Origin of the sequence: Nocardia mikamii NBRC 108933 (assembly GCF_001613505.1) — a bacterium.
In the GTDB taxonomy this organism is placed as follows: domain Bacteria; phylum Actinomycetota; class Actinomycetes; order Mycobacteriales; family Mycobacteriaceae; genus Nocardia; species Nocardia mikamii.
In genome coordinates this window covers 122,365-146,273 of the sequence record NZ_BDCM01000009.1, presented here as the reverse complement: position 1 = coordinate 146,273, position 23,909 = coordinate 122,365, and the positions used below count along the sequence as shown (strand labels likewise).

The window sequence follows — 23,909 nt, the reverse complement described above, 5'->3', positions numbered from 1 at the left end:
GCCGGGCCGCCGGTCCCTCCGCCGGGCCGGCGTTCAGTGTTCGTCGTAGCGGATGCTGTGCGCGGCGGCGATCGGGTTGATCTTGCGCGGGTCGAGTGTGCCGTCGGTGAGTACGGTGGGCCCTGCTTCGAACAGATCTTCCAGGTAGCATTCCCATCCGCCCGGCGACGATATCTGGAGCACTGTGGGCGGCGGGTTCGAGACCGCGCGCAGGGCGTGTGGAATCCCGTGTGGCAGTAGGACGAACGTGCCCGCCGGTGCGACGAACGAGCGGTCGTCGAAGTCGACTCCGAGCTCACCGCTGAGCACGTAGATGCTTTCGTCGGCTTCCTCGTGCGTGTGTCGCGGGATGTCGCGGGCCAGGGTCACCTCGAGCAGTGAGAATCGGCCCTCGGTGTCGGCGGTGGTGGCCTTGACCGCGAAGGCGGGCGGCATCGGAACCCGCCCCGGGCGCACCTCGCCCGGAGCCAATCGGAGAAATCTGTTGTGCGACATCGTGCTACCCTTCCCGGAGGACAAAACGGAATCGGAATCCGATTCCGTTTCGATGGTAGCCGGAAAGGACGGCCAGGTGTCAACACCCGCGACGCCACGAAGGACCCGCGCCGACGCGGCCCGCAACCGCGACCGCCTTCTGCGCGCGGCCCGGGAATTGTTCGCCGAGAAGGGCTCTCAGGTGCAGTTGCCCGACGTGGCGCGCGCCGCGGGTGTCGGGGTCGGCACGGTCTATCGCCACTTCCCCACGCTCGCGGAGCTGGTCGACGCGGCCGCCGAGCAGCGCTTCGCGGAGATCGAGAACTACGCTCGCACAGAATGTCTCCCGCATGCCGGTGCCGGTGAGGGGCTGCGCCGCTATCTGATGCATGTGGGTGAGCTGCTCAGCGCCGATCGTGGCCTGTCCGCGGCCGTCGAAGCTGCCCGCCGCTCGCCCGGTAGTGAGCCGCGCGGAATGTCTCGTGCCCGGCTGGAAGCTGTTGTGGGCGAGATCATCGCGCACGATCGCGAGGCCGGTGCGCTGCGGGAGGACTGCACCGCCGCGGATGCCTACCTGCTCGTCGGTGCGATCTCGGCGACCGTTCGCACCGGCAGCGGGGATTGGCGGCGCCTGCTCGACCTGATGCTCGACGGCTTACGGCCGCGCGACACGTAGCCGTCGCGGATCAGCTGAGTCGTCTTGCGGCCGAGGGGTTCACGGGAACGCCACGCTCGACGAGGTCGGAGGCGAAGCGGCGCAGCAATGGGTCGGCGGGGGTGGCGAGGAGGCAGACCAGATCGCGGGACACGCTGGGATGCAAGCGTTTCAGGGTCCCCGGCAGGCCGGGGCCGAGGGCGGTGACGGGGACCAGGGCGATGCCGAGTCCGGCCGCGGCCAGTTGCGCCGCCGTGGCCGCCTGCCGGGTGCGCATGACCGGGCTGAGAGTGACGCCGTGAGCGGCGGCTCGGGCGTCGAGCCAGCCGGCGAGACCGTTGTCGGGGTGATAGTGCACCACCGGTTGGTCGTGGAGGTCGTCGAAGCCGAGCCGGTCCTGCCGGGTCAGGGGGTGGTCGGCGGGGAGGACGGCCACGATCTCCTCGGTGCCGACGAGGTCGGATGCCCCGGTCCAGCGAGTCGGCCGCGGCCCCAAAGCCAGGTCGGCCGTTCCGGATTCGAGGTGGTGGACGAGGTCGTCGGCGCTCGTGGCCTCGGTGAGCGTCACGTGCACCGCGGGGTGGCGGCGCAGCCAGGTTCGCAGTACCGGGGCGAGCAGACTCGCGGTCAGGCTCTCCGCGCACGCCAGTCGCAAGAGGCCGCCTTCGCCCCGGGCCGCGGCCCGGCCGCCGTCGACGACGCGAGCGGCCGCGGCCAACGCGGCACGGGCGTCGGCCTCGACAGCGCGGCCGATGACGGTGGCGCGCACCCCGCGCGGCAGTCGTTGCAGGACCGGTGCGCCGATCTCGCGTTCGAGCGCCGCCAACTGGTGCGACAGCGCGGGTTGTGACATGTGCAGTGCCGTGGCGGCGTCGGTGATCGAGCCGGCGTCGAGCACGGCGACGAGGCATTCCAGGGCGCGCAACGTTGGCATTCGCAAATCCTATGGCAATGATCGACAACATTCATTCGACGACGGGATTATCCGACGCTGTTGCGCTGCTGAACCGGGCATGACAACGCTGCAAGACAAGAAGATGGTCATCGTCGGCGCCGGATCGGGCATCGGTCGCCGTCTCGCCTTCGACGCCGAAGCGCAAGGGGCGCACGTGATTTCGGTGGGGCGACCCGAACTGGACCTGGCCGACGAGGCAACCGTGTGCGCCGTGGCCGAACGGATCGGCGAGGTGGACTACCTGGTGTCGCCGGCTGCCGACCACGCCAACGGTCCGGTCACCGCCCTCGACCACGACGCGGTGCGCCGCGCCTTCGACGCCAAGGTGATCGGGCCGATCCTGCTCGCCAAACACTTCGCTCCGCGATTCCGCGCCGGAGGTGCGATGCTGCTGTTCTCCGGCGTCGCGGCGTGGCGCCCGTCACCGGGACGGTCGGTGATGGCCACCACCAATGCCGCGGCGGCCGCTCTGGCCGAGGCGCTGGCGGTCGAGTTGGCGCCGGTGCGCGTCACCGCGATCTCCCCCGGCATCGTGGACTCCGGCGTGTGGGACGGCCCCGGCAAGGAGGAGTTCTTCCGGACCGTCGCCGATCGCAATCCGGCTCGCCGGGTCGGGACACCGGCCGACATCTCCGCCGCGGCACTGCTGGCGCTGACCAACCCCTTCCTCACCGGCACCACCCTGCATGTCGACGGCGGCGGGAGACTGGCATGAGGATCGCGCTGTTCGTCATCCAGCACCTCGGCGACGACCATGCCCGGATCACCGAGGATCGGCATTCGAGGACAACCTGAGCGTCCTGCGCCAAATCGGGCACACACCATGACCGTCCGTCCGATCCCGCGGGTGGGATCGAGCGCTCCCGATATCGCCTTACGGCCGGATTGACACCTGTAAGGTGCAGGCTGCCGGGTCGTGCGACGGCGCCCGGCAGCCGCCGACAGGCGATCTCGTGATGTGGGCAAGCGCGATGTGGGCAAGGAGGTGACACGTCGTGCACGAGGACATCGACCTCACCGACCTGGACCGGTTCACCGACGGGTTCCCGCACCGTATTTTCGATCGGCTGCGGCGGGAAGCGCCGGTGTGGTTTCATCCGCCCACCGCGCACAGCCCCGGCGGCGACGGTTTCTGGGTGCTCAGCCGCTATGCCGACATCGTCGCCGCGGCCACCGACACCACGGTGTTCTCCTCCGAATCCGGCGGCGGACGCGACGGCGGCGGCACGACGCTCGAGGATATGCCGCTGGGTGTGCCGGTCGGGGCGCTGCTGAACATGATGGACGATCCCCGCCACGCGAAGATCCGTCGTCTGCTCGCGCCCAGCACCACCCCGCGAGCGCTGCGGCGGATCGAGGACGATCTGCGCCGGCGCGCGGCCGGCATCGTGGACGCGGCGGTGGCCCAGGGCGAGTGCGACTTTCTCACCGATGTGGCCGCGGAACTGCCGCTGCAGGCCGTCGCCGAGCTGGCCGGTGTGCCGCAAGCCGATCGCCACGAACTGATGAACTGGGCGAACGTCACCCTGGACTACGACGGCCGCGAAGTCGGCGAGGTCGACGACCGTCTCGCCCGGGCACAGGCCCGGATGTTCGCCTATGCCGCGGACCTGCTGCACCGCAAACGCGGCGTACCGGGTGAGGATCTGCTGTCGGTGATCACGCACGCCCTCGTCGACGACGAGCCGCTGACCGACGCCGAACAACACCTGTTCCTGAGCCTGATCGTCGCCGCGGGCAGCGAGACCACACGCAACTCCATCGCCCTCGGGGCGGCCGCGCTCAGCGAATCGTCGCAGCTGTGGAAACAGTTGCAGCAGGACAGGACTCGCCTTCCGGCCGCGGTCGAGGAGATGTTGCGCTGGGCGTCCTCGACCCCCTACAATCGGCGCACGGCCACCGTGGACGTGTGGGTCGGCGGCCACCGCATCGCCGCCGGTGACAAGGTCACGCTGTGGTGGGCCTCGGCCAACCGCGACGACAGTGTGTTCACCGACCCCCACCGGTTCGACATCACCCGAAACCCCAACCCGCACCTGGCTTTCGGGCGTGGCGTGCACTTCTGCCTGGGCGCCTCGCTCGCGCGGATGGAGATGCGGGTCATGTTCGACGCGCTGCTCGATCGTGTCGAAACCCTCACTCCGCGCGGGCCCGTCGAGTACGTCCGCAGCAACAAACACACCGGTATCCGGCATATGCCGGTCACGATCGGCGCCCGGTGAGAGCCGAGCGGCCCGAGGGTGACCCGCCCGAGTGAAAGGAGCCAGCCCGTGGCTACCGAACCGACCGTGGAGAACGTCAGCCGGCTGCAAAGTTCGAGCCGCGACGTCACACAGTTGCCCGCGCGGCTCGCCGATTGGCTGGCCACGGTCATGCCGGAGGGGCAGCGGCCCGAGATCTCCGTCGTCGGCGGGATCGACGCCAACGGCATGTCCTCGGAGACGATCGTGCTCGGCGCCCGATGGGACGAGGACGGCGCGCCCGTGCACGGGAGGTGGGTGATGCGGATGGCGCCCACCGGCTCCGACGTTCCCGTCTTTCCGGTCTACCGTCTGGACCATCAGGCCGCCGTCATCGAGGCCGCCGGTAGGGCCGGTATTCCGGTGCCGCGGGTGCGGTTTCTGGAGAACACGGCAACCGTGCTGGGTGCCCCCTTCTTCATCATGGACTACGTCGAGGGGATCGTCCCGCCCGATGTGATGCCGTATACGTTCGGCGGCAACTGGTTCTTCGACGCGGCACCCGAACAGCGGCGCCTCCTGCAGGACGCCACGATCGAGGTGCTCGCCACCCTGCACTCGATCCCCGGCGCGGGCACCGCATTCGACTTCCTCGTCGCCGACCGCACCGGCGACACCGCCCTGCGCAAGAACCTCACCTGGCTGCGGGCGTGGTACGAGTTCGCGGTGGCCGATATCGGGCGTTCACCGCTGGTCGAGCGCGCCTTCGGCTGGCTCGGCACGCACTGGCCCGAACAGATCGCGGCCGGTGAGAGCGTGCTGCTGTGGGGCGACGCGCGCATCGGCAACGTCCTCTACCGCGACTTCCGTCCCGCCGCCGTTCTCGATTGGGAGATGACGACGGTGGGGCCACGCGAGCTCGATGTGGCGTGGTGTGTGTTCGCGCACCGGGTGTTTCAGGAGTTGAGCGGGCTCGCCGGGCTGCCCGGATTGCCGAACGTGTTGCGCGAGAACGATGTTCGTGACACGTATCGGCGCCTCACCGGTGTCGAACTCGGCGATCTGCGCTGGTTCTACGTCTACTCGGCGGTGGTGTGGGCGTGTGTGTTCATGCGCACCGGCTCCCGCCGGGTGCACTTCGGGGAGATGGATCGGCCCGAGGATGTGGAGTCGCTGTTCTACCACGCGGCCCTGCTGCGCACGCTGATCGGGGAACCGGCGTCGTGAGCCGTTACTGTCCCGCTGCGAGGTAGTCGAGGATGATCTCGTTCACCGCCTCCGGTTTCTCCAAGTGCAGGAAATGCCCGGCGTCGTCGATGCGCACGACGCGGCTGCCCGCGGGCAGGTGCCGGTCCAGATCCTGGAAGAAGCCGGGCCGCAGGCATCCGTCGGTGGCGCCGTAGAGCTGCAGGATCGGGTGGATCGGTGGCGACATCAGCAGCCGGTCGAGGTCGCGGGGCCGCGTCGACCGCGGGCGGACCAGTTGCCGGTAGTAGCCGATGATCGCGGAGCGGTGCTGCGGCGGTGCGGCCGCGGCGAGGTGGGCGAGGTCGTCGGTGGCGTCGTATCCGGGAGACCACCGCCGCCACAGGAACGCGGTCATCGGAGTGAAGAAGCGTTCGGGAAGGGCCGGGAGCTGGTTGGCTAGGATGTACCAGCTGTTCACCGACTGCGCCAGCGTCCGCGCCACGTGGCGGGCGAGGTTGTCGCGGGTGATCCTGACACTGGCCAACGGTGGAACCGCCGCGGCGACGAAGGACCGAAACGGCGATTCTGGCAGGGCGGCAACGGCATTCGCGGTGAAGGCGCCCCAGTCGTGGCCGATGACGACGGCCCGCTCGGCGCCCAGGCGCTCGGCGATGCCGAGTGCGTCGCCGACTCGTGAACCGGTCGACACGTCACCGTCGGCCGGCACCGTCGACGGGGCGTATCCCCGGCTGAACGGTGCCACGGCGTAGTACCCGTGAGCGGCCAGCGCGGGCCCGAGATGGCGCCACGTCCAGGCGGTGTCGGGGTAGCCGTGCAGGCACAGCGCGAGCGTCGCCGCGGGATCGCCCCAGGTCAAGGCGTGCAAGGTCACCGATCCCAGATCGAATTCGGTGCGATCCGGCGCGGGGGTGAATGTGGATGCCATCGTGCCTCGTCGGTAGTTTCCGCACCCGCTGGGTCCGGCGTCGGCTTTTGCTGTTTACAGGCGTATATCCTAGTGTCTGATTCATGGTGGAGGCCGCGATACATTCCCGCCCGCCCCGGCGCTCGCTGGCCGGCCGCTCCGCCGAGACCGTGGACCGCTTGCTCGATGCCGGTCTCGACGTGTTGCGGGAGCAGGGCTACGACCAGTTGTCCATGCGGGAGGTGTGCCGGCGGGCCGGGCTCACGCACGCAACCGCCTACGGCTACTTCTCGGCGAAGCAGCATCTGGTGGCCGAAGCGTACTGGCGCCGGATCCGCACCTGGTGTGCTCGGCCGGTCACCGGCGAGACACCCGCGCAGCGGCTGGCGACCGTGTTCACCGAGATGGGCGAGCTGATGTCCGAGGAGCCGGAACTGAGCCTGGCCGCCTCCGCCGCGGTCCTCAGCCACGACCCCGACGTGTCGGCCCTGCGCACCCGCATCGGCGCCGCCATGAGCGACCGCGTCCGCACCGCCCTGGGCGGCACCTGCACCGACGACCTTCTCGACGCCCTGAACATCGCGGTCAGCGGGGCGATGATCCAGGCCGGGATGGGCTACTACAGCTACCGGGAGATGGCGGTCCGGCTCACCTCGGTGGCCCGCCTGCTCCTGGTGGCCGGCGACCGCTGAGCCGATCCGCGCGGTGTGGTCGAGCCATACGGCGCCGAGGCGGCACCGCGAGCGTTCACCGGGGCCGATCACCTGCGGCGCCGTTCGTGGAAGTACCACATTTTCGCCCGGCGAGTCCGAGTTGCCGGTCTAGACTGCTGCGGATCAGCCGATGAGATTCCCGAGATCCTCGCCCCGGGATTCTCGCACCGGAAACGAGCGACGGCCGGGCAACCGGCCGGGTGCGAGGGTGAGTCGATGAATGGCGGCAAGACACTGCGGGCCTGGTGGAACGATCCGGTCGACTATTGCTGGCTGGTGCGCAGCCTGACGGCCCGATCCGCGCTGGGTCCGCTGAAAGTGCTGGTCGGTGTCGCCGGGGCGATGATCGCGGCGATGGGCGCGGTGATCACGGGATCACCGGTGGGACCGCCCGGTCATCCCGGTATCGCGTCCACGGTCGGGGTGGCGTGCGGGACGCTGTGGGCACTGCGCTGGTGGTTGCTGCGCTGGCCCGGCAAAACCGAATCACTGGTGCTCATCGGCGGCGCCGACGTGCTGTTCATCCTGGAATTCCTGCAGGTGCCCGATCGGCTGTTCGGGGCGATGGGCACGGTACTGCTCGTGGTCACCGGCAGCTACCTCGGCTTCTTCCACAATGCGCGGATATTGGCGGCGCATTCGGCGTGGTCGCTGCTGGCGGTGATCGTGATGTCGGTGCGCATCGCCACCGGCGGCGGACAACTGCGGCTCGCACTCGCGGTCGGGTTGCTGTTGTTCGTGTCGGTGGTCAGCGCCGTCCCCGCACTGCAGATCCTCTACTGGCTGCTGCGCACCGAATCGATGTCGGATCCCCTGACCGAACTGCTGAACCGCCGCGGCCTCGAGATCCGGCTCCCGCTGCTGGTCGACCAGCACCCCGTGATCAGCGTCATGACCTTCGACCTCGACAAATTCAAAAGCGTCAACGACACCTGGGGACACCGCGTCGGCGACACCGTGCTCGTGCGGACCGCCCGGCGCCTGCACGAGACCGCCGGCCGCACCGCGGTGGTGGCACGTACGGGCGGCGAGGAATTCGTGGTCGCCACGCCGATCGCCGCCGACGCCGCCCGCGCCGAGGCCGAACGCCTGCGCCGCACCGTCGCCGAACCGTCCGACACCACGGTCGAGGTCACCGCCAGCGTCGGTGTCGCCGTCTACGACGCGACGGCCTGCCCGCGATGCCCGCGACCGACACCGGACCGGCTGCTGCAATCCGCCGACGCCGCCATGTACCGGGCGAAGCAGGCCGGAGGAAATCTGGTGGTGGTCGAGGACCTCACCCCGCCGCCGGACCACCACCGCGCCACCGGATAACCCGCCGGCGGATGACCGCGATGTCACACACGCGGGTCCCCGCACCTGTTCGGTACCGACCCGGAGCGGTTCCGGGTGATGCGATGCTGATGACGAGCAGTGGGCATCGGCACGCGGGCCCACGACAGCCCCCACGCTGCACACCGACAGCGACACCCGCTACCGGTGTTCAGCGAAAGCCCTACGGCGCCTGCGTGTTTCAGCAGTTGTCCGGTTCCGGTGCCCGAGAACAGCAACGGGAGGCTGCCCCGGGGTGCCCGCCACCGGGCTCATGACGCGGCAGACGCGATGGCGGCTTCCGTGATGGTGATGGTCTGCAGCAGGACGTTCCTGGCCGCACTGATCTCTGCCGATCGTTGCTCGAGGACACGTAGCTGGGCGCGGAGCGCGTCCAGGACGCCGGGGCAGGGCATCACCCTGGCCTCGGCGTCGGTGCAGGGAAGAATCTGGCGGATGATGCGGGTCGGCAGACCGGCCGCGAGTAGAGCCCGAATCCGCAGGACCGTCGTGACAGCGGTCCCGTCATAGGTCCGGTACCCGTTGGACTGGCGCTCGGCCCGGAGCAGCCCTGCCCGTTCGTAGTAGCGCAGGAGGCGTTCGCTGGTCCCGGTCCGCTCGGCCAGTTCTCCGATGAGCACGTCTTTTCCTCTCCTGCTTGACCTTCCAACAGTGTCAGGCAGCAACAGTGGACGTGCCTCGCCGCATTCCAGCGGCCCGCTACTTTCTGGAGGAACCCTTGATCATCGATGCCCACAGTCATGTCCACGACCCGGTCGAGAGCCACCTCACCGCCTTGGACGACGCGGGAGTGGATCGCGCTGTGCTCTTCGGGACCAGAGCACATCCGGAACGCGCCGTCGACCTCGTCTCGTTGCGCCGCGAGATGAGCGTCCTCGACACCGCCCTGGCAGGCGGTGAGAACAGCAGCGACAGATACCGCACCGCATGGGCGGAGCTTCATCAGACTCTGGACGCGCACCCGGGCCGGTTCATCGGGTTCGGCTCCGTGCCGCTGAACCTGCCTGAACACGACCTCGCGGCTCTGATCGACCGCGAAGTGGTGGGCCGCGGACTGCGCGGTATCGGGGAACTCACACCTCCCGCGGGTGAGGCTGCCCGGATCGAGCCCGTGCTCGCCGCGGCGCACGATCATGGCGGGCTGCCTGTCGTGGTGCACGGTTTTGCCCCCACCACTGCGGAAGACCTGCGCACCTTGTCCCGTCTCGCCGCGCGATACCCGGCGGTTCCGCTGGTGGTCAGCCAGCTCGGCGGAATGCACTGGATGGACGCGATCGAACTGGTACGGGCCACGCCGAGCATGTATTTGGAATTGTCCACAGCCACCGTCATTTTCGCGGTGAAGCTGGCGATCCGCGAAATTCCCGAGCGGACGTTGTTCGGCTCGGACGCTCCCTACGGTGATCCGGTACTCGCCCGCGCCGCCGTGGAACGGGTCACCTCCCCCGGCGAGGTGCGCGACCTGGTGCTCGGAGGAAACCTGGGAAAGCTCCTGGGCATCTTCTGAATTCACGACCGTCTCAACCGATTCACCGGCCGGAGTTCAGCCGGTGTGGATCGACAAGGCGATGAGCAGCGCCGTGCGCTTGGCCGGATCATCCGTGTCGAGGAAGTCCAGTTCACGCATCCGCCGCATCCGGTGACGCACGGTGTTGGGGTGGACGTCGAGAGTGCGGGCCGCGGTGTTCGGATCGCCGTGGGCTTCCAACCAGGCCTTCAACGTGGGCAGATAGTGGGTGCCGGCCCGCTCGTCGATCTCCGCCAGCTGGGCGACGGGATCTCTGGACGGCAGCCGGCCGGTGGAGGCCATCGACCGCAGGCGCTGGATCAGCACCCGATCCCAGGCGGTGTCGTAGCAGGCCGGTGCCGGGATGGTGGTCGCCGGCAGCGCCATGCACTCGTCGGCCTCCTGACGGCTCGCGGGCAACTCCCGCGCGTCGGCGGTGCCGCCGATGCCGGCCACGACGCTCATGTGCGCGGGCAGACTCGCCGCGATATCGGCGATCCACCGATACGCCGGCGCCGGATCGTCACCGGCGGGCAGCAGCGTGTAGACGGTGTTGCCGAACAGGGTGCTGCGGCCCAGGCGCGACCAGCCGAAACCGGTCGTGGCGCGTTCGAACGCGAGCAGGATTCCGGCGTTGCGTTCCTGCTCGGCGTGCGCCTGCAAGGCGATGACGCGAAGATCGCGGGCCGGGATGCCGAGTTTGCCGATCGCGGCCTCAGCGTCGGGGCTGCCCTCGATCAACTCGATGACCAGTTCGGACTCCACCTGCCGTTCCAGGTCGGCACTGACCCGGGACCGCAGCAGATGCAGCGCGACCGTGTGCGCGCCCTCCTGCAGGATTCGGGCTCGATCCGCCGACAGTGGCTCGCGACCGGACACCCACACCGAACCCAGCAGCTCCCGGCCCGCGCGCACCGCGGCCACCGTGCGCCCGTGCAGTCCGTGTTCGGGTGCCGGCGGGATGTAGCGCGGCGCATCGGAGCGCGCCAGATGCGCGAAAATTCCCTGCTCCTCGAAGAATCGGCGCACCCGATCGGGCATGCGCCGCCCGAGAATGGTGTCCGAGCGGACCGGGTCGGTGTCGTGGTGCGCGGTGGAGTAGGCCATCACGCGCGACAGCTGATCCTCGATGGTCACCGGCCCGTCGAGGGAGGCGGAGATGGTGTCGGCGAGGGCGAACAGATCGCTGGGGCCGCGCCCGGACTCGGTTTCGCGGCCCTCGAGCACGAGCCCGTAGACGACCGAGGCGATCTGGCTCCAGGACACGCTCGGGTCGACGGTCATCAGCGCCGGCCCGCGATCGTCGAGCAGCTGCCGGATCCGGGCATCCGGTGTCTCGGAGGTGCGCGCCACGATCACGCGGGCGCGGGCGTCCATTCCCAAGGCGAGGGCTTCGGCGAGGTCGGCCGCTCCGACGGCGAGGAACACGTCACCGGTGGCCGCGTGCGGGCGGATCGGGTCGTGGACCGCGACGCTGTGGATCTCGACGGCACGGTCCACGACGGCGCCGTGGAGGCGGGCGCCGTAGCGGCTCACGATATTGATCAACCGATCCAATTTGACCATCGGTGCAGCTCACGGCTCCTTCCGGGACATCAGGCGATCGTCGCACTATTCAGAACCGACAACAGTGCCGGGCGAGATTGTTTCCTGGCGACAATGTAGCGGGTATGCCGGCGGGTCACTCTGGAGGTGGACCCTCGGCGCGGCGGATGTGGTGTCGTCCGGGGGCCGGGTGTTGTCGGCAGTGGACGAAGAGAATGAGATGACGGGAACCGAAAGCGTCTGGTTGACGCAGGACGCGTACGAACGGCTACGGCGGGAATTGCTGGAGTTGCGGGCGGCGCCACACGGCCCCGGCGACGAGGACGGGCAGTCCGCGGCCGGGCGGCGGCTGCGCCGGCTGGAGTTGGAGGAGTTGCTGGATCGTGCCGTGGTCGGGCAGGCGCCCGCCGACGACGGCATCGCCGAACCCGGGATGGTGCTGACCGTCCGGTTCGACGACGAGCAGACCGAAACGTTCCTGCTGGGCCGGCGCGACGGCGCCGACACCGAGGAACTGGAGGTGTACTCGCCCGAGTCGCCGCTGGGCAGCGCGCTCACCGGCGCCCGGCCCGGGCAGGTGTGCTCGTACCGGATTCCCAGCGGGGTGTCGGTGAACGTGACATTGCTCGAGGCGGTCCCCTACGGCATGCACCTGCGACGGCGTTGATCGCGGTCGGCCGCGGCGGACTCGGCCGGAAAGTGAGGTCGTGAGATGGATTGGCCCCATCTGCTCAGGTTCGTCGGTGTCACCGTCGCGTTCTCGGCGCTGGTGCTGCTGATCCTGGTACCGCGGAAGGTGACACGCCGGTTGTGCTCGCACTGCGGGCATTCCAATATCGTGCACGACCCGGTATCGGGCCGCTGCCGCAGCGCCGTGGACGCCGGAGTTCTGGTCTCGCGCGACCGCGGCGCCGGGCTGCCGACGCAGCGCTGCCGATGCCAGGACTATCGCGGCGAAGGGTGACCGGGCTCAGGAGTGCGTGCCCGGTCGCCGGCGCCCGGCGAGGAAGTAGGCGATCGGCACCGCACCGGCCGAGTTGAGCAGCGTCACCGCGGTCGCCCACCGCAGTTTCGACCCTCGGATCTCCCCGGCCGGCCGGCGCGCGATATCGATGAGCGCCGCCAGTTTCAGGATCCCTTCCACCACGGTCGCGGCCACGATCAGCCGCCGCGTCCGCTCGTCCAGCTCGCTCCACCGTTTCCTCGCCACGAGCACCCCTCTCCGATCCGCCGCGTATCGATCACCTCATAGTGCACGGCGGGCACTCGCCGATCCAGGGTCGAAGGGCCTCGCGTTTCGCGGCGGCCGGGTAGGGTCGGTTCGGCGGCCCGGGCCGCGTCATCGGCTCGGCTTCCCGTAGCTCGTTCACTGAATATCGAACCGCGACAAGCGGTTTCGTCCGACACGGATCGCAGGATCCGCGCCGGTGCGGCGAAAGGTGAATCGATGTGCCGATTGTTCGGGCTCAGCGCGGCACCGCAGCGGGTGCACGCGACGTTCTGGTTGCTGGAGGCCTCCGACAGCCTGGCCCGCCAGAGTCGCCGCGAACCCGACGGCACCGGGCTGGGCACCTTCGAGGCCGACGGTGAACCGCTGGTGCGCAAGCAGCCCATCGCCGCCTACGAGGACGAGCAGTTCATGCGCGAGGCGATGGAATGCGAGTCGGCGACCTTCCTCGCCCACGTGCGCTACGCCTCCACCGGGGCGACGGTCGCGGCCAACACCCACCCGTTCGAACAACACGGGCGGTTGTTCGCCCACAACGGCGTCGTCGGCGGCCTGCCGGAACTCGAACGCGCCCTGGGCGACTACCGCGATCTGGTCGCCGGGCAAACCGATTCCGAGCGGGTCTTCGCGCTCATCACCCGCTGCGTCGACGAACACGACGGCGATGTCGTCGCCGGGATCAGCGCGGCGGTCGGGTGGATCGCGGACAACCTGCCGGGGTTCGCGCTGAACTTCGTACTCACCACCGCGCAGGATCTGTGGGCGCTGCGCTACCCCGACACCCACGACCTGTTCGTCCTCGAACGGGCCGCGGGCGGGCCCGGCGGCGGCAAACATCTCGACCACGCCGGCACCGGGCCACTGCGCGCCCACTCGCCCGCGCTCGCCGACCATCCGGCCGTGGTGATCGCCACCGAACGCATGGACGACGATCCCGGCTGGCGTGATCTGCCGGTGGGCCGGTTGCTGCACGTCGGCCCCGATCTGGTGACCACCCGGCACACCGTCGTCGACCACGCGCCACGGCACCGGCTCACCCTCGCCGATCTCGGCGAGCACGCCGCGGCCTCGCAGCGAGCCACCACCTGAGACAAACGTCTGTAACAGGTTCTATTTCCCGTGTTACTGTCACTGCCATGAGACGGGGAGCCGGCACGGCCGCACGCAACGGCGGGGTCCGCTGATGGTGGATCCGCGTACGCCGGTCGTCGTGGGCGTCGGACAGGCGATCGACCGCATCGACACATCCGAGTACCGGCAGATGTCGTCGGTCGACCTCGCCGCCGCGGCCGCCCGCGCCGCCCTCGAGGACACCGGCATCCGCTACGGCGAGGCCGCCGCGAGCGTCCAACTCATCGCAGGCGTGCGCCAATTCGAGATCTCGGCACCGGTGCGCGCCCCGCTGGGCCGCTCGGACAACTACCCGCGATCGGTGGCGCGGCGACTGGGCATCGACCCGGCTCGCGCCGTGCTCGAGGTGGTCGGCGGGCAGGGCCCGCAACATCTGCTCACCGAATTCGCCGCCGACATCGCCGCCGGGCGACTGGAATCGGTGCTGATCACCGGATCGGACGCGATCTCGACCGAGCGCTACTACGCCGGACGAGACGACAGACCCGACTTCACCGAAACCGCCCCCGGTCAGCTCGAGGACCGCGGCTTCGGATACGAATCGTTCGTCGACGACAATCTCGTCGCCCACGCCGTCATGGGCGCACCCACCCAATACGGGCTGCTGGAGAACGCCCGCCGCGCGCGTGTGGGCGCGACACCGCAGCAATATCGCCTGCAGATGGGAAAACTGCTGGCGCCGTTCACCTCCGTGGCCGCCAAGAACCCCCTCGCCGCCGCGCCGGTCGAGCGCAGCGCCGAGGAACTGGCGGCCGTCACCGACGCGAACCGGATGATCTGCGACCCGTATCCGCGCCTGATGGTGGCCCGCGATCTGGTCAACCTCGGCGCCGCGGCCGTGGTGATGTCGCTGGGCAGAGCCCGCGAACTCGGCGTCCCCGACGACAAACTGGTGTATCTGCGCGGCCACGCCGACCTCGAGGAACAGACACTGCTCGCGCGCCCCGACCTCGGCGCCGCGCCCACCGCGTGGACGGCGGCGCGAGAAGCGTTGCGGGTGGCCGGAATCGGGCTCGACGACCTGACCACCATCGATCTCTACAGCTGCTTTCCCGTCGCGGTGTTCAACTTCTGCGACGGCACCGGACTGGCCACCGACGACCCGCGCGGGCTCACCGTGACCGGCGGGTTGCCGTTCTTCGGCGGCCCCGGCAACAACTACTCGATGCACGCGATCGCCGAAACGGTGGCCCGGATGCGCGAGCAACCAGGCGCATTCGGCCTGGTGGGCGCCAACGGCGGCATCATGAGCAAATATTCGGTCGGAGTGTATTCGACCGCGCCGGTGCCCTGGGCGCCCGACCGCAGCGCACAGTTGCAGCGCGCCGTGGCGGCCGCCCCGCAAGTGCCCAGCCGGGCGCGCGCCGACGGGCCGGCGCGGATCGAAACCTACACCGTGCGCCACGCGTTCGAGCCGCGCACGGGACTGGTCGTCGGGCGCCTGCACGCCGACGACAGCCGGTTCCTGGCATTGATGGCGCCCGAAGAGTTTGCCGCGGTGGATGATCCGATCGGCCGCGACATCCTCGTCACATCGAGCGAGAAGGGCAACACCGCGGTCATGGTGGGGTGACCGGGCCGCGGATGCGGGAACGGAGAGATTGATGGGGTTCGTTCAGCCGGAACTGCCGGTCGTCGATCAGCAGCAGTGGCAGGGCAGCGACCGCAGTGAGCGCATCCGGCTCATGGCGCGGCACTGGGCCGAAGTCGGCTTCGGCACACCGGTGGTGCTGCACCTGTTCTACGTGGTCAAGATCTGCCTCTACATCCTCGGCGGCTGGCTGTTCGCGCTGAGCACCAGCGGCATCGACGGATTCACCGACGTCGGCGGCTGGTGGTCGGAACCGATCGTGTTCGAAAAGGTCGTGCTCTACACGATGCTGTTCGAAGTGATCGGGCTCGGCTGCGGATTCGGCCCGCTCAACAACCGCTACTTCCCCCCGATGGGATCGATCCTGTACTGGCTGCGGCCCGGCACGATCCGGCTCCCACCGTGGCCGCGCGTCGTCCCGCTCACCCGCGGCACCGCCCGCACCCCGGTCGACGCCGCGCTCTACGCGCTGCTGCTGGCGGTACTGCTGTGGGCGCTGCTGTCCGACGGCACCGGCCCCATCCCCGCCCTCGACACCGATGTCGGACTCCTGCCGGCCTGGCACGTCGGCCTGGTCGTGGCCGTGCTGGCGGTGCTGGGACTGCGCGACAAGGTGATCTTCCTGGCCGCGCGCGGCGAGGTGTACGGCTCGCTCGCGGTGGCGTTCCTGTTCGGCGGCGCCGACGCGATCCTCGCCGCGAAACTCGTCTTCGTCGTGATCTGGATGGGCGCGGCGACCTCGAAACTGAACCGGCACTTCCCGTTCGTGGTCTCGACCATGATGTCCAACAGTCCGATCGTGCGTCCGCGCTGGTTGAAGCGGCGCTTCTTCGCCGACTTCCCCGATGACCTGCGCCCGGGACGATTGTCGCGGGTCGTCGCCCACAGCGGCACCGCGGTGGAGATGTGCGCGCCGATCGTGCTGTTCTTCTCCCACGGCGGCTGGCCCACCGCGGTGGCCGCGGTGATCCTGCTGTGCTTCCACCTGGCGATCCTCACCGCCATCCCGATGGGCGTGCCGCTCGAGTGGAACGTGTTCATGATGTTCGGGCTCGGGGTGCTGTTCGTCGCCCACGCCGATATCGGCTTCGCCGACGCGCAACACCCGTGGCTGCCCGTCCTGTTGTTCGCGGCGCTCGTCGCGATCGTGATCACCGGCAACCTGCTGCCCTCGCGGATCTCGTTTCTGCCCGGCATGCGCTACTACGCCGGCAACTGGGACACCACGGTGTGGTGCGTCAAACCCTCGGCGGCGCAGAAGATCGACCGCAACATCGTCGCGATCGCGAGCATGCCGCAGGCGCAGATGGAGCGCTACTACGGCAAGGACCGAGCCCAGATCCCGCTGTATCTCGGCTACGCCTTCCGCGCCATGAACACCCACGGCCGCGCCCTGTTCACCCTCGTGCACCGCGCCATGCCGGCCGGCCGCGAAGACGAATACACCATCACCGACGGCGAACGCATCTGCAGTACCGCCATCGGCTGGAACTTCGGCGACGGGCATATGCACAACGAACAACTCATCGCCGCCCTGCACCAGCGCTGCCATTTCGAACCCGGCGAAGTCCGGATCGTCCTGCTCGACGCCCAGCCCATCTACACTCAGGTGCAGGCCTACCGCCTGGTCGACGCCGCCACCGGCGAATTCGAAAGGGGCACAGTGCGAGTCGCCGACATGGTCGAAAGCCAGCCGTGGGCCGACGACCTGCCCGTCCACGTCACCCGCAGCGCCGGGCCGACCGTGGCCGCCTGACACGAGCGCGGGCGCGTGACCGGGCGTGGGTATGGTGAGTCATGTCTTTCCAGCCGACCCGGTGGACTCCCCCGCCGGCACCCGCCCGGGCCCGCGCCCCGCACAGCGATCCGCCCATGCCCGCTCTGCGGCTGCTCGAACTGCCCGGGGACGGTCCCGAGGATGTGGTGCTCGCATCCGACGGGCGGATCGTCACCGGCATCGCCGACGGCGCCGTCCTCGCGGTCGACCCGGCCACCGGAGCGGTCGAGCGGATCGCCCACACCGGCGGGCGGCCGCTGGGCCTGCACGCCGAAGCCGACGGATCGCTGCTGATCTGCGATGCCGAGCGCGGACTGCTGCGCTTGGACCGCCCGCACGGCACCCTGGAAACCCTGTGCGACCGGGTCGACGGCGTACCTCTGAACTTCGCCAGCAACGTCGTCGCCGACACCGACGGCACCGTGTACTTCTCCGAATCCAGTCGCCGCTACCCGCTCGACGACTACATGGGTGACATCCTCGAACACTCCGGCACCGGCCGGCTGCTCCGCCGCAGCCCCGACGGCCGCGTCGAAACACTGGTCGACGGACTGCAATTCGCCAACGGGATCGTCCTGGCGCCCGACCGCTCCTGTGTGCTGGTCGCCGAAACGGGCGGCTACCGCATCGCCCGCCACCACCTCACCGGCCCCCGCGCCGGCGAGACCGACCATCTGGTGGAGAACCTGCCCGGCTGCCCCGACAATCTCGGGCTCGGCAGCGACGGCCTCGTGTGGGCCGCGCTCGTCACACCGCGAAACCCGATCCTGGACAAGCTACTTCCGCTGCCCGGCGTGCTGCGCCGCCTCGTGCGCGCCACCCCGCCCGCGCTGCAGCCCAAACCGGCCCGCACCGTCTGGGTACAGGCCTACGACTTCGACGGGACCCTGGTCCACGACCTGCAAGGCGAAGCAGACCGGTACGCGATGGTCACCGGCGTCGCCGAATCCGACGGCACCTTGTACCTGGGCAGCCTCAGCGAACCGGCGATCGCGGTAGTACGCCTGCCCTCGTAAGGCGGCCGAGGCGACAACCGTTGTGCTGCATGCGGTTTCACTGACGGCGCAGGGTTCCGGTGATGGCGCCGATCGGGCCGGTCATCGAATAGGCGACGGTGTGGTCCGGGTTCAGTGCGAGGGTGGAGGCCTGACCGTCGTCCATGCAGGTCGCACCCGAGACCAAGCGAGCCCGCAGCGTGATCGTGGAATCGCTCGCCGAGGTCAGGGTTTCGGCGCGCCGGCAGGTGAGACCACTGGACCGGCCGGTGTTGCTCGCAGTACCCAACTCCGTTCCCACCGCGCCCGCACGGAGGGTGACGACGATGTCGTAGGTGGCCAGCCCGTCGGTCGCGGTGCCCTTCCAGGTGCCCACGTAATCGGCGGGTAGCGCCGCCAACTCGCTTCCCGCGGCCGTCGTCTCGGCCGCCGTCGCCTCCGGGGCCGACGTGTCCTCGGTCTCGACCGAGGTTTCGGTGCCCGGAGCAGACACCGGCCGATCCGATGACGCACTGCGGAAGGCGAGCATGGCACTGATCACCGCCGCCGCCACCAACACCACGGCCAGGCATCCGATCACCACCATCCGGCGCCGCGACGAATTCCTGTGTGCGGGGGCGTTTTCGGCGTGTGCGCCGGCCTGGGTGTAGCCATGGGAAGCCCACGGCGCAGACGGTTGCGACGGCGCGCCGGGCCACGGACCCGTCTGGCCGGGCACACCGGCGTTCGGAGAGTGCCCCGGGGTGGGTGTCGATGACCGGCCCGCATCGCCCGGACGCGATCGCCGTAGGGTCGGCGGTGACGCCTCGCTCGAGGGCACCGGCGCGTGCGGGTGCCCGGCGGCGCCGGTCCGGCCCCCCGAGCCGATCAGCGTCGAGGGAAGTTCGGAAGTGCCACGCGGCCGGACCGACGGATCGTCCGGCACCGGACCGGAATCCAGATCGAGCAGCATCACCGCCTGACGGCTGATCGCCTCCAGGATCGGTCCCGGCAACCACCCCGACCGGGCGTCACCCAATGCCACACACTGTCTTTCGACGTCCGCGGGCGTCGGGCGATTGCCGGGCTGTTTGTCCAGGCACGCTCCCGCGAGGGGACGCAACGCCGCCGGCAGGCCGTCGAGGCGCGCCGGCTCCTGCATCACCCGCCACAGCATCGGAATCGAATCGCCCGAACCGAACGGCCCGCTGCCACTGGCGGCATACACCAGCACCCCGCCGAGCGCGAACACATCCACCGCCGGCCCCACCGGCGCATCGCCCGAAATATGTTCCGGCGCCATATATCCCGGCGAACCGATCACCTTGCCGGTCGTGGTGAGCGAGTCGTCGTCGACGGCGCGGGCGATGCCGAAATCGATCAGCCGCGGCCCGTCGAGGGTCAGCAGCACGTTGGACGGTTTCAGATCGCGGTGCACCACCCCGGCCGCGTGCACATCGGCCAGCGCCCGCGCCAGGCCCGCGGCCAGCGGAACGAGCGCCGATTCCGGTAGCGGCCCGAACGAGTCCACCGCCTCGCGCAACGACAACCCGGCCACGTACCCGGTGGCCAGCCACGGCCGCTGCGCCTCCACATCGGCATCCAGCACCGGCACCGCATGCGCGCCCGTCACCCGCCGCGCGGCGGCCACCTCCCGCCGGAACCGGGTGCGGAATTCGGGATCATCCGACAGATCCGGTCGCACCACCTTCACCGCGACGGTGCGGCCACCAGCATTGCGGCCCAGATAGACCCGGCCCATCCCACCGGCGCCGAGCACCCCGAGCAGACGATACGGGCCGATGGTCGCCGGATCACCGGACTCCAATGGGAGCATCTGAGCTCGTCGTTCCTTCCCGGCCGTGCCTGCCGCGTGCGGGCTCGCTCGATCACACACGAGCGCGGCATCCGCCGCAAGCGGTGGCCCGACGAAAGCTCCGGCTCGACCGCGGAAACTCTAGCTCGGCTGCGGAACCGGTTCCTCGTCGGCGGCGTCGGGAACCTCGGTCCCGGCCAGCGACACGCCCGCGGTCTCCCGCAGGAAGAACCACGCCACCAGACCCACCAGGCACGCCCCCACCATGTAGTAGGCGGGGAACAGATGCCAGCCGGTGGCATCGATGACCGACTCGTTGATCAGCGGTGCGGTACCACCGAAGGCGGCGGTGGAAATGTTGTAGCCCAACGCGAATCCCGCGTACCGCACCTGAGTCGGGAAGATCGCCGGGAACGTCGCCGAGATCGTGGACAGCTGCGGAACATACAACAGGCCCAAGACCACGAAGCCGACGATCGCCCACGCCGCGCCCTGACCCATCAGCCAATACATGGGAACCGCCAGCAGCGCCAGCCCCACCAGCGACACCAGCCACATCGGCCGTCGCCCCACCCGGTCGGAGACCGCACCCGAGACCGGCAGCACCATCGCCATCACGATCTGGCCGACCAGCACCATCGCCGTGGTCTCGGAATCACCCATGCCCAACGTGTTGTGCAGATAGGTCGGCTGATACGCCAGCAGCGTGTAGTTGACGACGTTGAGCGCGACCACCAGCCCGGCGATGGTCAGCAGTTCGCGCCGGTAGTCGCGCAGCAGGATCCGCAACCCGCCCTGGGCCTTCTGATGCTCGGCGACCTCGGTGAACACCGGCGATTCGTCGAGCTTGCTGCGCAGATACCACCCGATCAGGCCCAGCGGCACCGCCAGCAGGAACGGGATGCGCCAGCCCCACGACTCCATCGCGTCGTCGGAGAGCAGAACCTGCAGGATCAGTACCACCGTGGAGCCACCGACGAATCCGCACAGGGTGCCGAATTCGAGGAAGCTGCCGAGGAATCCACGACGGCGCTCATCGGTCGATTCCGCGATGTAGGTGGCCGCGCCACCGTATTCACCGCCGGTCGAGAAACCCTGCACGACGCGCAACAGGATCAGCAGAATCGGCGCGGCGATACCCACCGCCGAATGGGTGGGCAGGATGCCGATACAGCCCGTGGCCGCGGCCATCAGCAGGATCGTGGTGGCCAGCACGACTTTGCGGCCCACCCGGTCGCCGAGCGGACCCCACACCATGCCGCCGATCGGGCGCAGGACGAAGGAGATGGCGAAACCGAGCAGGGTGCCCAGGGTGCCCAGGGAGCCGGGGAAGAACGCGTCGGTCAGATAGGAGGCCGTGGCCGCGTAGACGCCGTAGTCGTACCACTCGGTGGCGTTACCCATGGCCGCGGCGGCCACCGAACGTCGCTGCTGGGCGTGCGGCAGGCTGGTGCTCACGCGCTCCTCCTCACCTGTTTTCGGTTGCTGCGCGCCCGGCCGCGAAACTGCTACGGGGGACACGAAGTACATGGGTACCCGGTGGGCGGTCCGGCAAACGGGCGCCGGCGGCGCGGCCGGTTCGCGCGGTGGGATCCACCTGCGATGATATCGGGGTGGGTGACTCCGCTCACAGCACGACGCGGCCGGTGAACGGGAGTCACCGGCCGGTACCGCGCCGGATTTGCCGGATATGATGCCCGATTTGCCGTTTTACGCTGTTGGGCACGGCATCCGGTCCGCGCGACTCCGGTGGCGGCCCACGTACATTGACCCGGATATCGCTGGACTCCGGGACGCCCGGACAGATGCTCCCGAGGGGGACCACGTGACCGCCACCGCCACCGGACGACCGCGTTCGGCTTTGACGGAATGGTTGCTGCAGGGCGCCGACGAGGACCGCTACTCCCACCATCCCGGCCCGATGGTGAAGCAGGCCGAAGAACAGCACCAACGGTCGTGGTGGCAGGTGATGTGCCTGACCGGTGTCGACTACTTCTCCACCCTCGGCTATCAGCCCGGCATCGCCGCCCTCGCCGCCGGCGTGCTGTCCCCGCTGGCGACACTGGTCCTGGTCGCGCTGACCTTGCTGGGCGCGCTTCCGGTCTACCGCCGGGTGGCCCGCGAATCCCCGCACGGCGGCGGATCACTGGCCATGTTCGCCGATATCCTGCCCCGCTGGACCGGCAAACTGTTCATCCTCGTCCTGCTCGGATTCGCCGCCACCGACTTCGTGATCACGATGACGCTGTCGGCGGCCGACGGCGCCGCCCACATCGTCGAGAACCCGTTCGTGCCGCAGGCGCTGCGCGGCCACGGCCTCGCGATCACTCTCACCCTGCTGGCGCTGCTGGCGGCGATCTTCCTCAAGGGATTCGCCGAGGCGATCCGGATCGCGATCGGGCTGGTCGGGGTCTATCTGGCCCTGAACCTGGTCGTCGCGGTCGTCGGGGTGTGGAAGGTCGCCACCGCCTCGCACCTGGTCGTGGACTGGGGCCACGCCATGACCGCCCAGCACGGCAGCGTCTTCGCGATGGTGGGCATCTCGCTGCTCGTCTTCCCCAAACTCGCGCTCGGACTGTCGGGTTTCGAAACCGGGGTGGCGGTGATGCCGCAGATCAAGGGCGGCCCCGACGACACCGAGGAACACCCGGAACGCCGCATCGCCGGTGCGCGCACACTGCTGACCACCGCCGCGCTGATCATGAGCGCCTTCCTCATCGTCACCAGCTTCATCACCGTGGTGCTGATCCCGGAACACGAATTCGAATCCGGCGGATCCGCCAACGGCCGCGCGCTGGCCTATCTGGCCCACCAGTATCTGGGCAACGGATTCGGCACCGTCTACGACATCTCCACCATCGCCATCCTGTGGTTCGCCGGCGCCTCGGCCATGGCCGGGCTGCTCAACCTCGTGCCGCGCTATCTGCCCCGCTACGGCATGGCCCCGGAATGGGCGCGCGCCACCCGGCCGCTGGTGCTGGTGTTCGCGGTGATCGCCTTCGGCATCACCTGGTACTTCGACGCCGACGTCGACGCCCAGGGCGGCGCCTACGCCACCGGCGTGCTGGTGCTGATCACCTCCGCCGCCGTCGCCGTCACCCTGTCCGCGGCGCGAAAACATCAGCGCGGCAAGGTTTTCGGATTCGGCGCCGTGGCGGCCGTGTTCGTCTACACCACCATCGCCAATATCGTCGAACGACCGGAGGGTGTGCAGCTGGCCTCGCTGTTCATCATCGCCATCATCGTGGTGTCGTTCGTCTCACGGGCGCGGCGCGCCTTCGAACTACGGGCCATCGAAGTCGACTTCGACGACAAGGCCGCCTGGCTGATCGACAAGATCGCCGCCTCGGGCACCATCCGCATCGTCACCCACGACCTCGACGACGTCGACGCCCGCCGGCCCGACGACTACCGGCAGAAGGAAGCCGAACAGCGGATCGAAAGCCACATCCCGGCCAAGGCGCCGATCCTGTTTCTCGAGGTGATCGTCAAGGACGCCTCGGAATTCTCCACCGACCTGCACGTCGGCGCGGTCGAAATCGACTGCTACAAGATCCTTTCCGTCGAGGCCGCGGCGGTGCCCAACTCGATCGCGGCGATCCTGCTCGCGATACGCGACCGCACCGGCATGAATCCTCACGTGTATTTCGAATGGACCGAAGGCAATCCGCTGCTCAACCTGCTGAAATTCCTGTTCGTCGGTGAGGGCGAGGTGGCGCCGGTGACCCGGGAGATCCTGCGCCGCGCCGTCGCCGACCCCAATCAGCGCCCGCACGTCCACGTCGACAGCTGACCGTCCGGCCGCGCATCGGAACACGGGGACGGTTCGCGGCCACCGGGGTTCCGGCATATCGCGAGCGAATACGCTCGTCGGCCCCGAGAGACGGCACGCGCGGTTGTGTTGGGACAATAGGG

Annotated in this window: 22 protein-coding genes; 14 read left to right on the top strand and 8 right to left on the bottom strand. The window is 69.2% G+C overall.

Features of this window, described 5'->3' with window-relative positions; genetic code table 11:
* Nucleotides 1-33 precede the first annotated feature (33 nt).
* Entirely contained in the window at nt 34-495 is a 462-nt protein-coding gene (locus NMI01S_RS12275; protein WP_062996672.1) for a cupin domain-containing protein, read from the bottom strand.
* Between the two features lie 76 nt (nt 496-571).
* Between NMI01S_RS12275 and NMI01S_RS12270 the strand changes: the two genes are divergently transcribed.
* On the top strand, nt 572-1,150 hold the full coding sequence (locus NMI01S_RS12270; protein WP_245716829.1) for a TetR/AcrR family transcriptional regulator: 579 nt from the start codon (nt 572-574) through the stop codon (nt 1,148-1,150).
* Nucleotides 1,151-1,160: 10 nt separating this feature from the next.
* Here the strand turns inward: NMI01S_RS12270 and NMI01S_RS12265 are convergent, their stop codons facing one another.
* Nucleotides 1,161-2,063, bottom strand: coding sequence for a LysR family transcriptional regulator (locus NMI01S_RS12265; protein ID WP_062996670.1), 903 nt, complete (start codon nt 2,061-2,063; stop codon nt 1,161-1,163).
* 79 nt (nt 2,064-2,142) lie between these two features.
* Here NMI01S_RS12265 and NMI01S_RS12260 point away from each other — a divergent pair, with 79 nt between their 5' ends.
* The 3 genes from NMI01S_RS12260 (at nt 2,143) to NMI01S_RS12250 (ending at nt 5,491) form a co-directional block, all read left to right on the top strand.
* On the top strand, nt 2,143-2,799 hold the full coding sequence (locus NMI01S_RS12260; RefSeq protein WP_062996668.1) for an SDR family oxidoreductase: 657 nt from the start codon (nt 2,143-2,145) through the stop codon (nt 2,797-2,799).
* Nucleotides 2,800-3,079: 280 nt separating this feature from the next.
* Entirely contained in the window at nt 3,080-4,306 is a 1,227-nt protein-coding gene (locus tag NMI01S_RS12255; RefSeq protein ID WP_062996666.1) for a cytochrome P450, read from the top strand.
* 48 nt (nt 4,307-4,354) lie between these two features.
* Nucleotides 4,355-5,491: a phosphotransferase family protein gene (locus tag NMI01S_RS12250; RefSeq protein ID WP_062996664.1), complete on the top strand. Its 1,137-nt coding sequence runs from the start codon at nt 4,355-4,357 to the stop codon at nt 5,489-5,491.
* A gap of 4 nt (nt 5,492-5,495) precedes the next feature.
* Here NMI01S_RS12250 and NMI01S_RS12245 read toward each other — a convergent pair whose 3' ends face one another.
* A complete protein-coding gene (locus NMI01S_RS12245) occupies nt 5,496-6,398 on the bottom strand; it encodes an alpha/beta fold hydrolase (protein ID WP_062996662.1) in 903 nt (300 codons plus the stop codon).
* Nucleotides 6,399-6,481: 83 nt separating this feature from the next.
* Between NMI01S_RS12245 and NMI01S_RS12240 the strand changes: the two genes are divergently transcribed.
* Both NMI01S_RS12240 and NMI01S_RS12235 read left to right on the top strand, forming a co-directional pair.
* Entirely contained in the window at nt 6,482-7,069 is a 588-nt protein-coding gene (locus NMI01S_RS12240; RefSeq protein ID WP_062996660.1) for a TetR/AcrR family transcriptional regulator, read from the top strand.
* A 237-nt stretch (nt 7,070-7,306) separates the two neighbouring features.
* Entirely contained in the window at nt 7,307-8,407 is a 1,101-nt protein-coding gene (locus tag NMI01S_RS12235) for a GGDEF domain-containing protein (protein WP_157126145.1), read from the top strand.
* Nucleotides 8,408-8,676: 269 nt separating this feature from the next.
* On the opposite strand, the gene NMI01S_RS12230 is transcribed toward NMI01S_RS12235, so the two are convergent.
* Nucleotides 8,677-9,045: a MerR family transcriptional regulator gene (locus tag NMI01S_RS12230; protein ID WP_062996656.1), complete on the bottom strand. Its 369-nt coding sequence runs from the start codon at nt 9,043-9,045 to the stop codon at nt 8,677-8,679.
* Between the two features lie 47 nt (nt 9,046-9,092).
* Between NMI01S_RS12230 and NMI01S_RS12225 the strand changes: the two genes are divergently transcribed.
* Nucleotides 9,093-9,932, top strand: a complete 840-nt coding sequence (locus tag NMI01S_RS12225) for an amidohydrolase family protein (RefSeq protein WP_218020994.1) — start codon at nt 9,093-9,095, stop codon at nt 9,930-9,932.
* A gap of 36 nt (nt 9,933-9,968) precedes the next feature.
* Here NMI01S_RS12225 and NMI01S_RS12220 read toward each other — a convergent pair whose 3' ends face one another.
* Entirely contained in the window at nt 9,969-11,498 is a 1,530-nt protein-coding gene (locus NMI01S_RS12220) for a PucR family transcriptional regulator (protein ID WP_062996654.1), read from the bottom strand.
* A 199-nt stretch (nt 11,499-11,697) separates the two neighbouring features.
* Between NMI01S_RS12220 and NMI01S_RS12215 the strand changes: the two genes are divergently transcribed.
* On the top strand, nt 11,698-12,144 hold the full coding sequence (locus NMI01S_RS12215) for a GreA/GreB family elongation factor (protein ID WP_062997019.1): 447 nt from the start codon (nt 11,698-11,700) through the stop codon (nt 12,142-12,144).
* Nucleotides 12,145-12,189: 45 nt separating this feature from the next.
* The gene (locus tag NMI01S_RS12210; RefSeq protein WP_062996652.1) at nt 12,190-12,441 is read left to right on the top strand and encodes a hypothetical protein; all 252 of its coding nucleotides are present in this window, start codon (nt 12,190-12,192) and stop codon (nt 12,439-12,441) included.
* Nucleotides 12,442-12,447: 6 nt separating this feature from the next.
* Here the strand turns inward: NMI01S_RS12210 and NMI01S_RS12205 are convergent, their stop codons facing one another.
* Nucleotides 12,448-12,687 carry a DUF5652 family protein gene (locus tag NMI01S_RS12205; RefSeq protein ID WP_062997017.1) on the bottom strand — a complete coding sequence of 80 codons (240 nt, stop codon included), beginning with the start codon at nt 12,685-12,687 and terminating at the stop codon, nt 12,448-12,450.
* A 237-nt stretch (nt 12,688-12,924) separates the two neighbouring features.
* Between NMI01S_RS12205 and NMI01S_RS12200 the strand changes: the two genes are divergently transcribed.
* From NMI01S_RS12200 to NMI01S_RS12185, 4 genes are all read left to right on the top strand, one after another.
* On the top strand, nt 12,925-13,794 hold the full coding sequence (locus tag NMI01S_RS12200; protein ID WP_062996650.1) for a class II glutamine amidotransferase: 870 nt from the start codon (nt 12,925-12,927) through the stop codon (nt 13,792-13,794).
* Nucleotides 13,795-13,885: 91 nt separating this feature from the next.
* A complete protein-coding gene (locus NMI01S_RS12195) occupies nt 13,886-15,409 on the top strand; it encodes an acetyl-CoA acetyltransferase (protein ID WP_062996649.1) in 1,524 nt (507 codons plus the stop codon).
* Nucleotides 15,410-15,440: 31 nt separating this feature from the next.
* Entirely contained in the window at nt 15,441-17,183 is a 1,743-nt protein-coding gene (locus NMI01S_RS12190) for a DUF3556 domain-containing protein (RefSeq protein ID WP_062996647.1), read from the top strand.
* A gap of 41 nt (nt 17,184-17,224) precedes the next feature.
* On the top strand, nt 17,225-18,220 hold the full coding sequence (locus NMI01S_RS12185; protein WP_245716828.1) for an SMP-30/gluconolactonase/LRE family protein: 996 nt from the start codon (nt 17,225-17,227) through the stop codon (nt 18,218-18,220).
* Nucleotides 18,221-18,257: 37 nt separating this feature from the next.
* Here the strand turns inward: NMI01S_RS12185 and NMI01S_RS12180 are convergent, their stop codons facing one another.
* Both NMI01S_RS12180 and NMI01S_RS12175 read right to left on the bottom strand, forming a co-directional pair.
* Nucleotides 18,258-20,015: a serine/threonine-protein kinase gene (locus NMI01S_RS12180; protein WP_062996643.1), complete on the bottom strand. Its 1,758-nt coding sequence runs from the start codon at nt 20,013-20,015 to the stop codon at nt 18,258-18,260.
* Nucleotides 20,016-20,135: 120 nt separating this feature from the next.
* Nucleotides 20,136-21,524 carry an MFS transporter gene (locus NMI01S_RS12175; RefSeq protein ID WP_439956256.1) on the bottom strand — a complete coding sequence of 463 codons (1,389 nt, stop codon included), beginning with the start codon at nt 21,522-21,524 and terminating at the stop codon, nt 20,136-20,138.
* A gap of 391 nt (nt 21,525-21,915) precedes the next feature.
* Between NMI01S_RS12175 and NMI01S_RS12170 the strand changes: the two genes are divergently transcribed.
* Complete coding sequence (locus tag NMI01S_RS12170) at nt 21,916-23,787, top strand: APC family permease (protein ID WP_245716838.1); 1,872 nt, start codon at nt 21,916-21,918, stop codon at nt 23,785-23,787.
* Nucleotides 23,788-23,909: the final 122 nt, after the last annotated feature.

What these genes read in the sequence shown, in the direction of transcription:
- NMI01S_RS12275 (WP_062996672.1), bottom strand. Translation starts at nt 495, where the DNA reads ATGTCGCACAACAGATTTCTCCGATTGGCTCCGGGCGAGGTGCGCCCG.
- NMI01S_RS12265 (WP_062996670.1), bottom strand. Translation starts at nt 2,063, where the DNA reads ATGCCAACGTTGCGCGCCCTGGAATGCCTCGTCGCCGTGCTCGACGCC.
- NMI01S_RS12260 (WP_062996668.1), top strand. Translation starts at nt 2,143, where the DNA reads ATGACAACGCTGCAAGACAAGAAGATGGTCATCGTCGGCGCCGGATCG.
- NMI01S_RS12245 (WP_062996662.1), bottom strand. Translation starts at nt 6,398, where the DNA reads ATGGCATCCACATTCACCCCCGCGCCGGATCGCACCGAATTCGATCTG.
- NMI01S_RS12240 (WP_062996660.1), top strand. Translation starts at nt 6,482, where the DNA reads ATGGTGGAGGCCGCGATACATTCCCGCCCGCCCCGGCGCTCGCTGGCC.
- NMI01S_RS12235 (WP_157126145.1), top strand. Translation starts at nt 7,307, where the DNA reads ATGAATGGCGGCAAGACACTGCGGGCCTGGTGGAACGATCCGGTCGAC.
- NMI01S_RS12220 (WP_062996654.1), bottom strand. Translation starts at nt 11,498, where the DNA reads ATGGTCAAATTGGATCGGTTGATCAATATCGTGAGCCGCTACGGCGCC.
- NMI01S_RS12215 (WP_062997019.1), top strand. Translation starts at nt 11,698, where the DNA reads ATGACGGGAACCGAAAGCGTCTGGTTGACGCAGGACGCGTACGAACGG.
- NMI01S_RS12210 (WP_062996652.1), top strand. Translation starts at nt 12,190, where the DNA reads ATGGATTGGCCCCATCTGCTCAGGTTCGTCGGTGTCACCGTCGCGTTC.
- NMI01S_RS12200 (WP_062996650.1), top strand. Translation starts at nt 12,925, where the DNA reads ATGTGCCGATTGTTCGGGCTCAGCGCGGCACCGCAGCGGGTGCACGCG.
- NMI01S_RS12190 (WP_062996647.1), top strand. Translation starts at nt 15,441, where the DNA reads ATGGGGTTCGTTCAGCCGGAACTGCCGGTCGTCGATCAGCAGCAGTGG.
- NMI01S_RS12185 (WP_245716828.1), top strand. Translation starts at nt 17,225, where the DNA reads ATGTCTTTCCAGCCGACCCGGTGGACTCCCCCGCCGGCACCCGCCCGG.
- NMI01S_RS12180 (WP_062996643.1), bottom strand. Translation starts at nt 20,015, where the DNA reads ATGCTCCCATTGGAGTCCGGTGATCCGGCGACCATCGGCCCGTATCGT.
- NMI01S_RS12175 (WP_439956256.1), bottom strand. Translation starts at nt 21,524, where the DNA reads ATGTACTTCGTGTCCCCCGTAGCAGTTTCGCGGCCGGGCGCGCAGCAA.
- NMI01S_RS12170 (WP_245716838.1), top strand. Translation starts at nt 21,916, where the DNA reads ATGGTGAAGCAGGCCGAAGAACAGCACCAACGGTCGTGGTGGCAGGTG.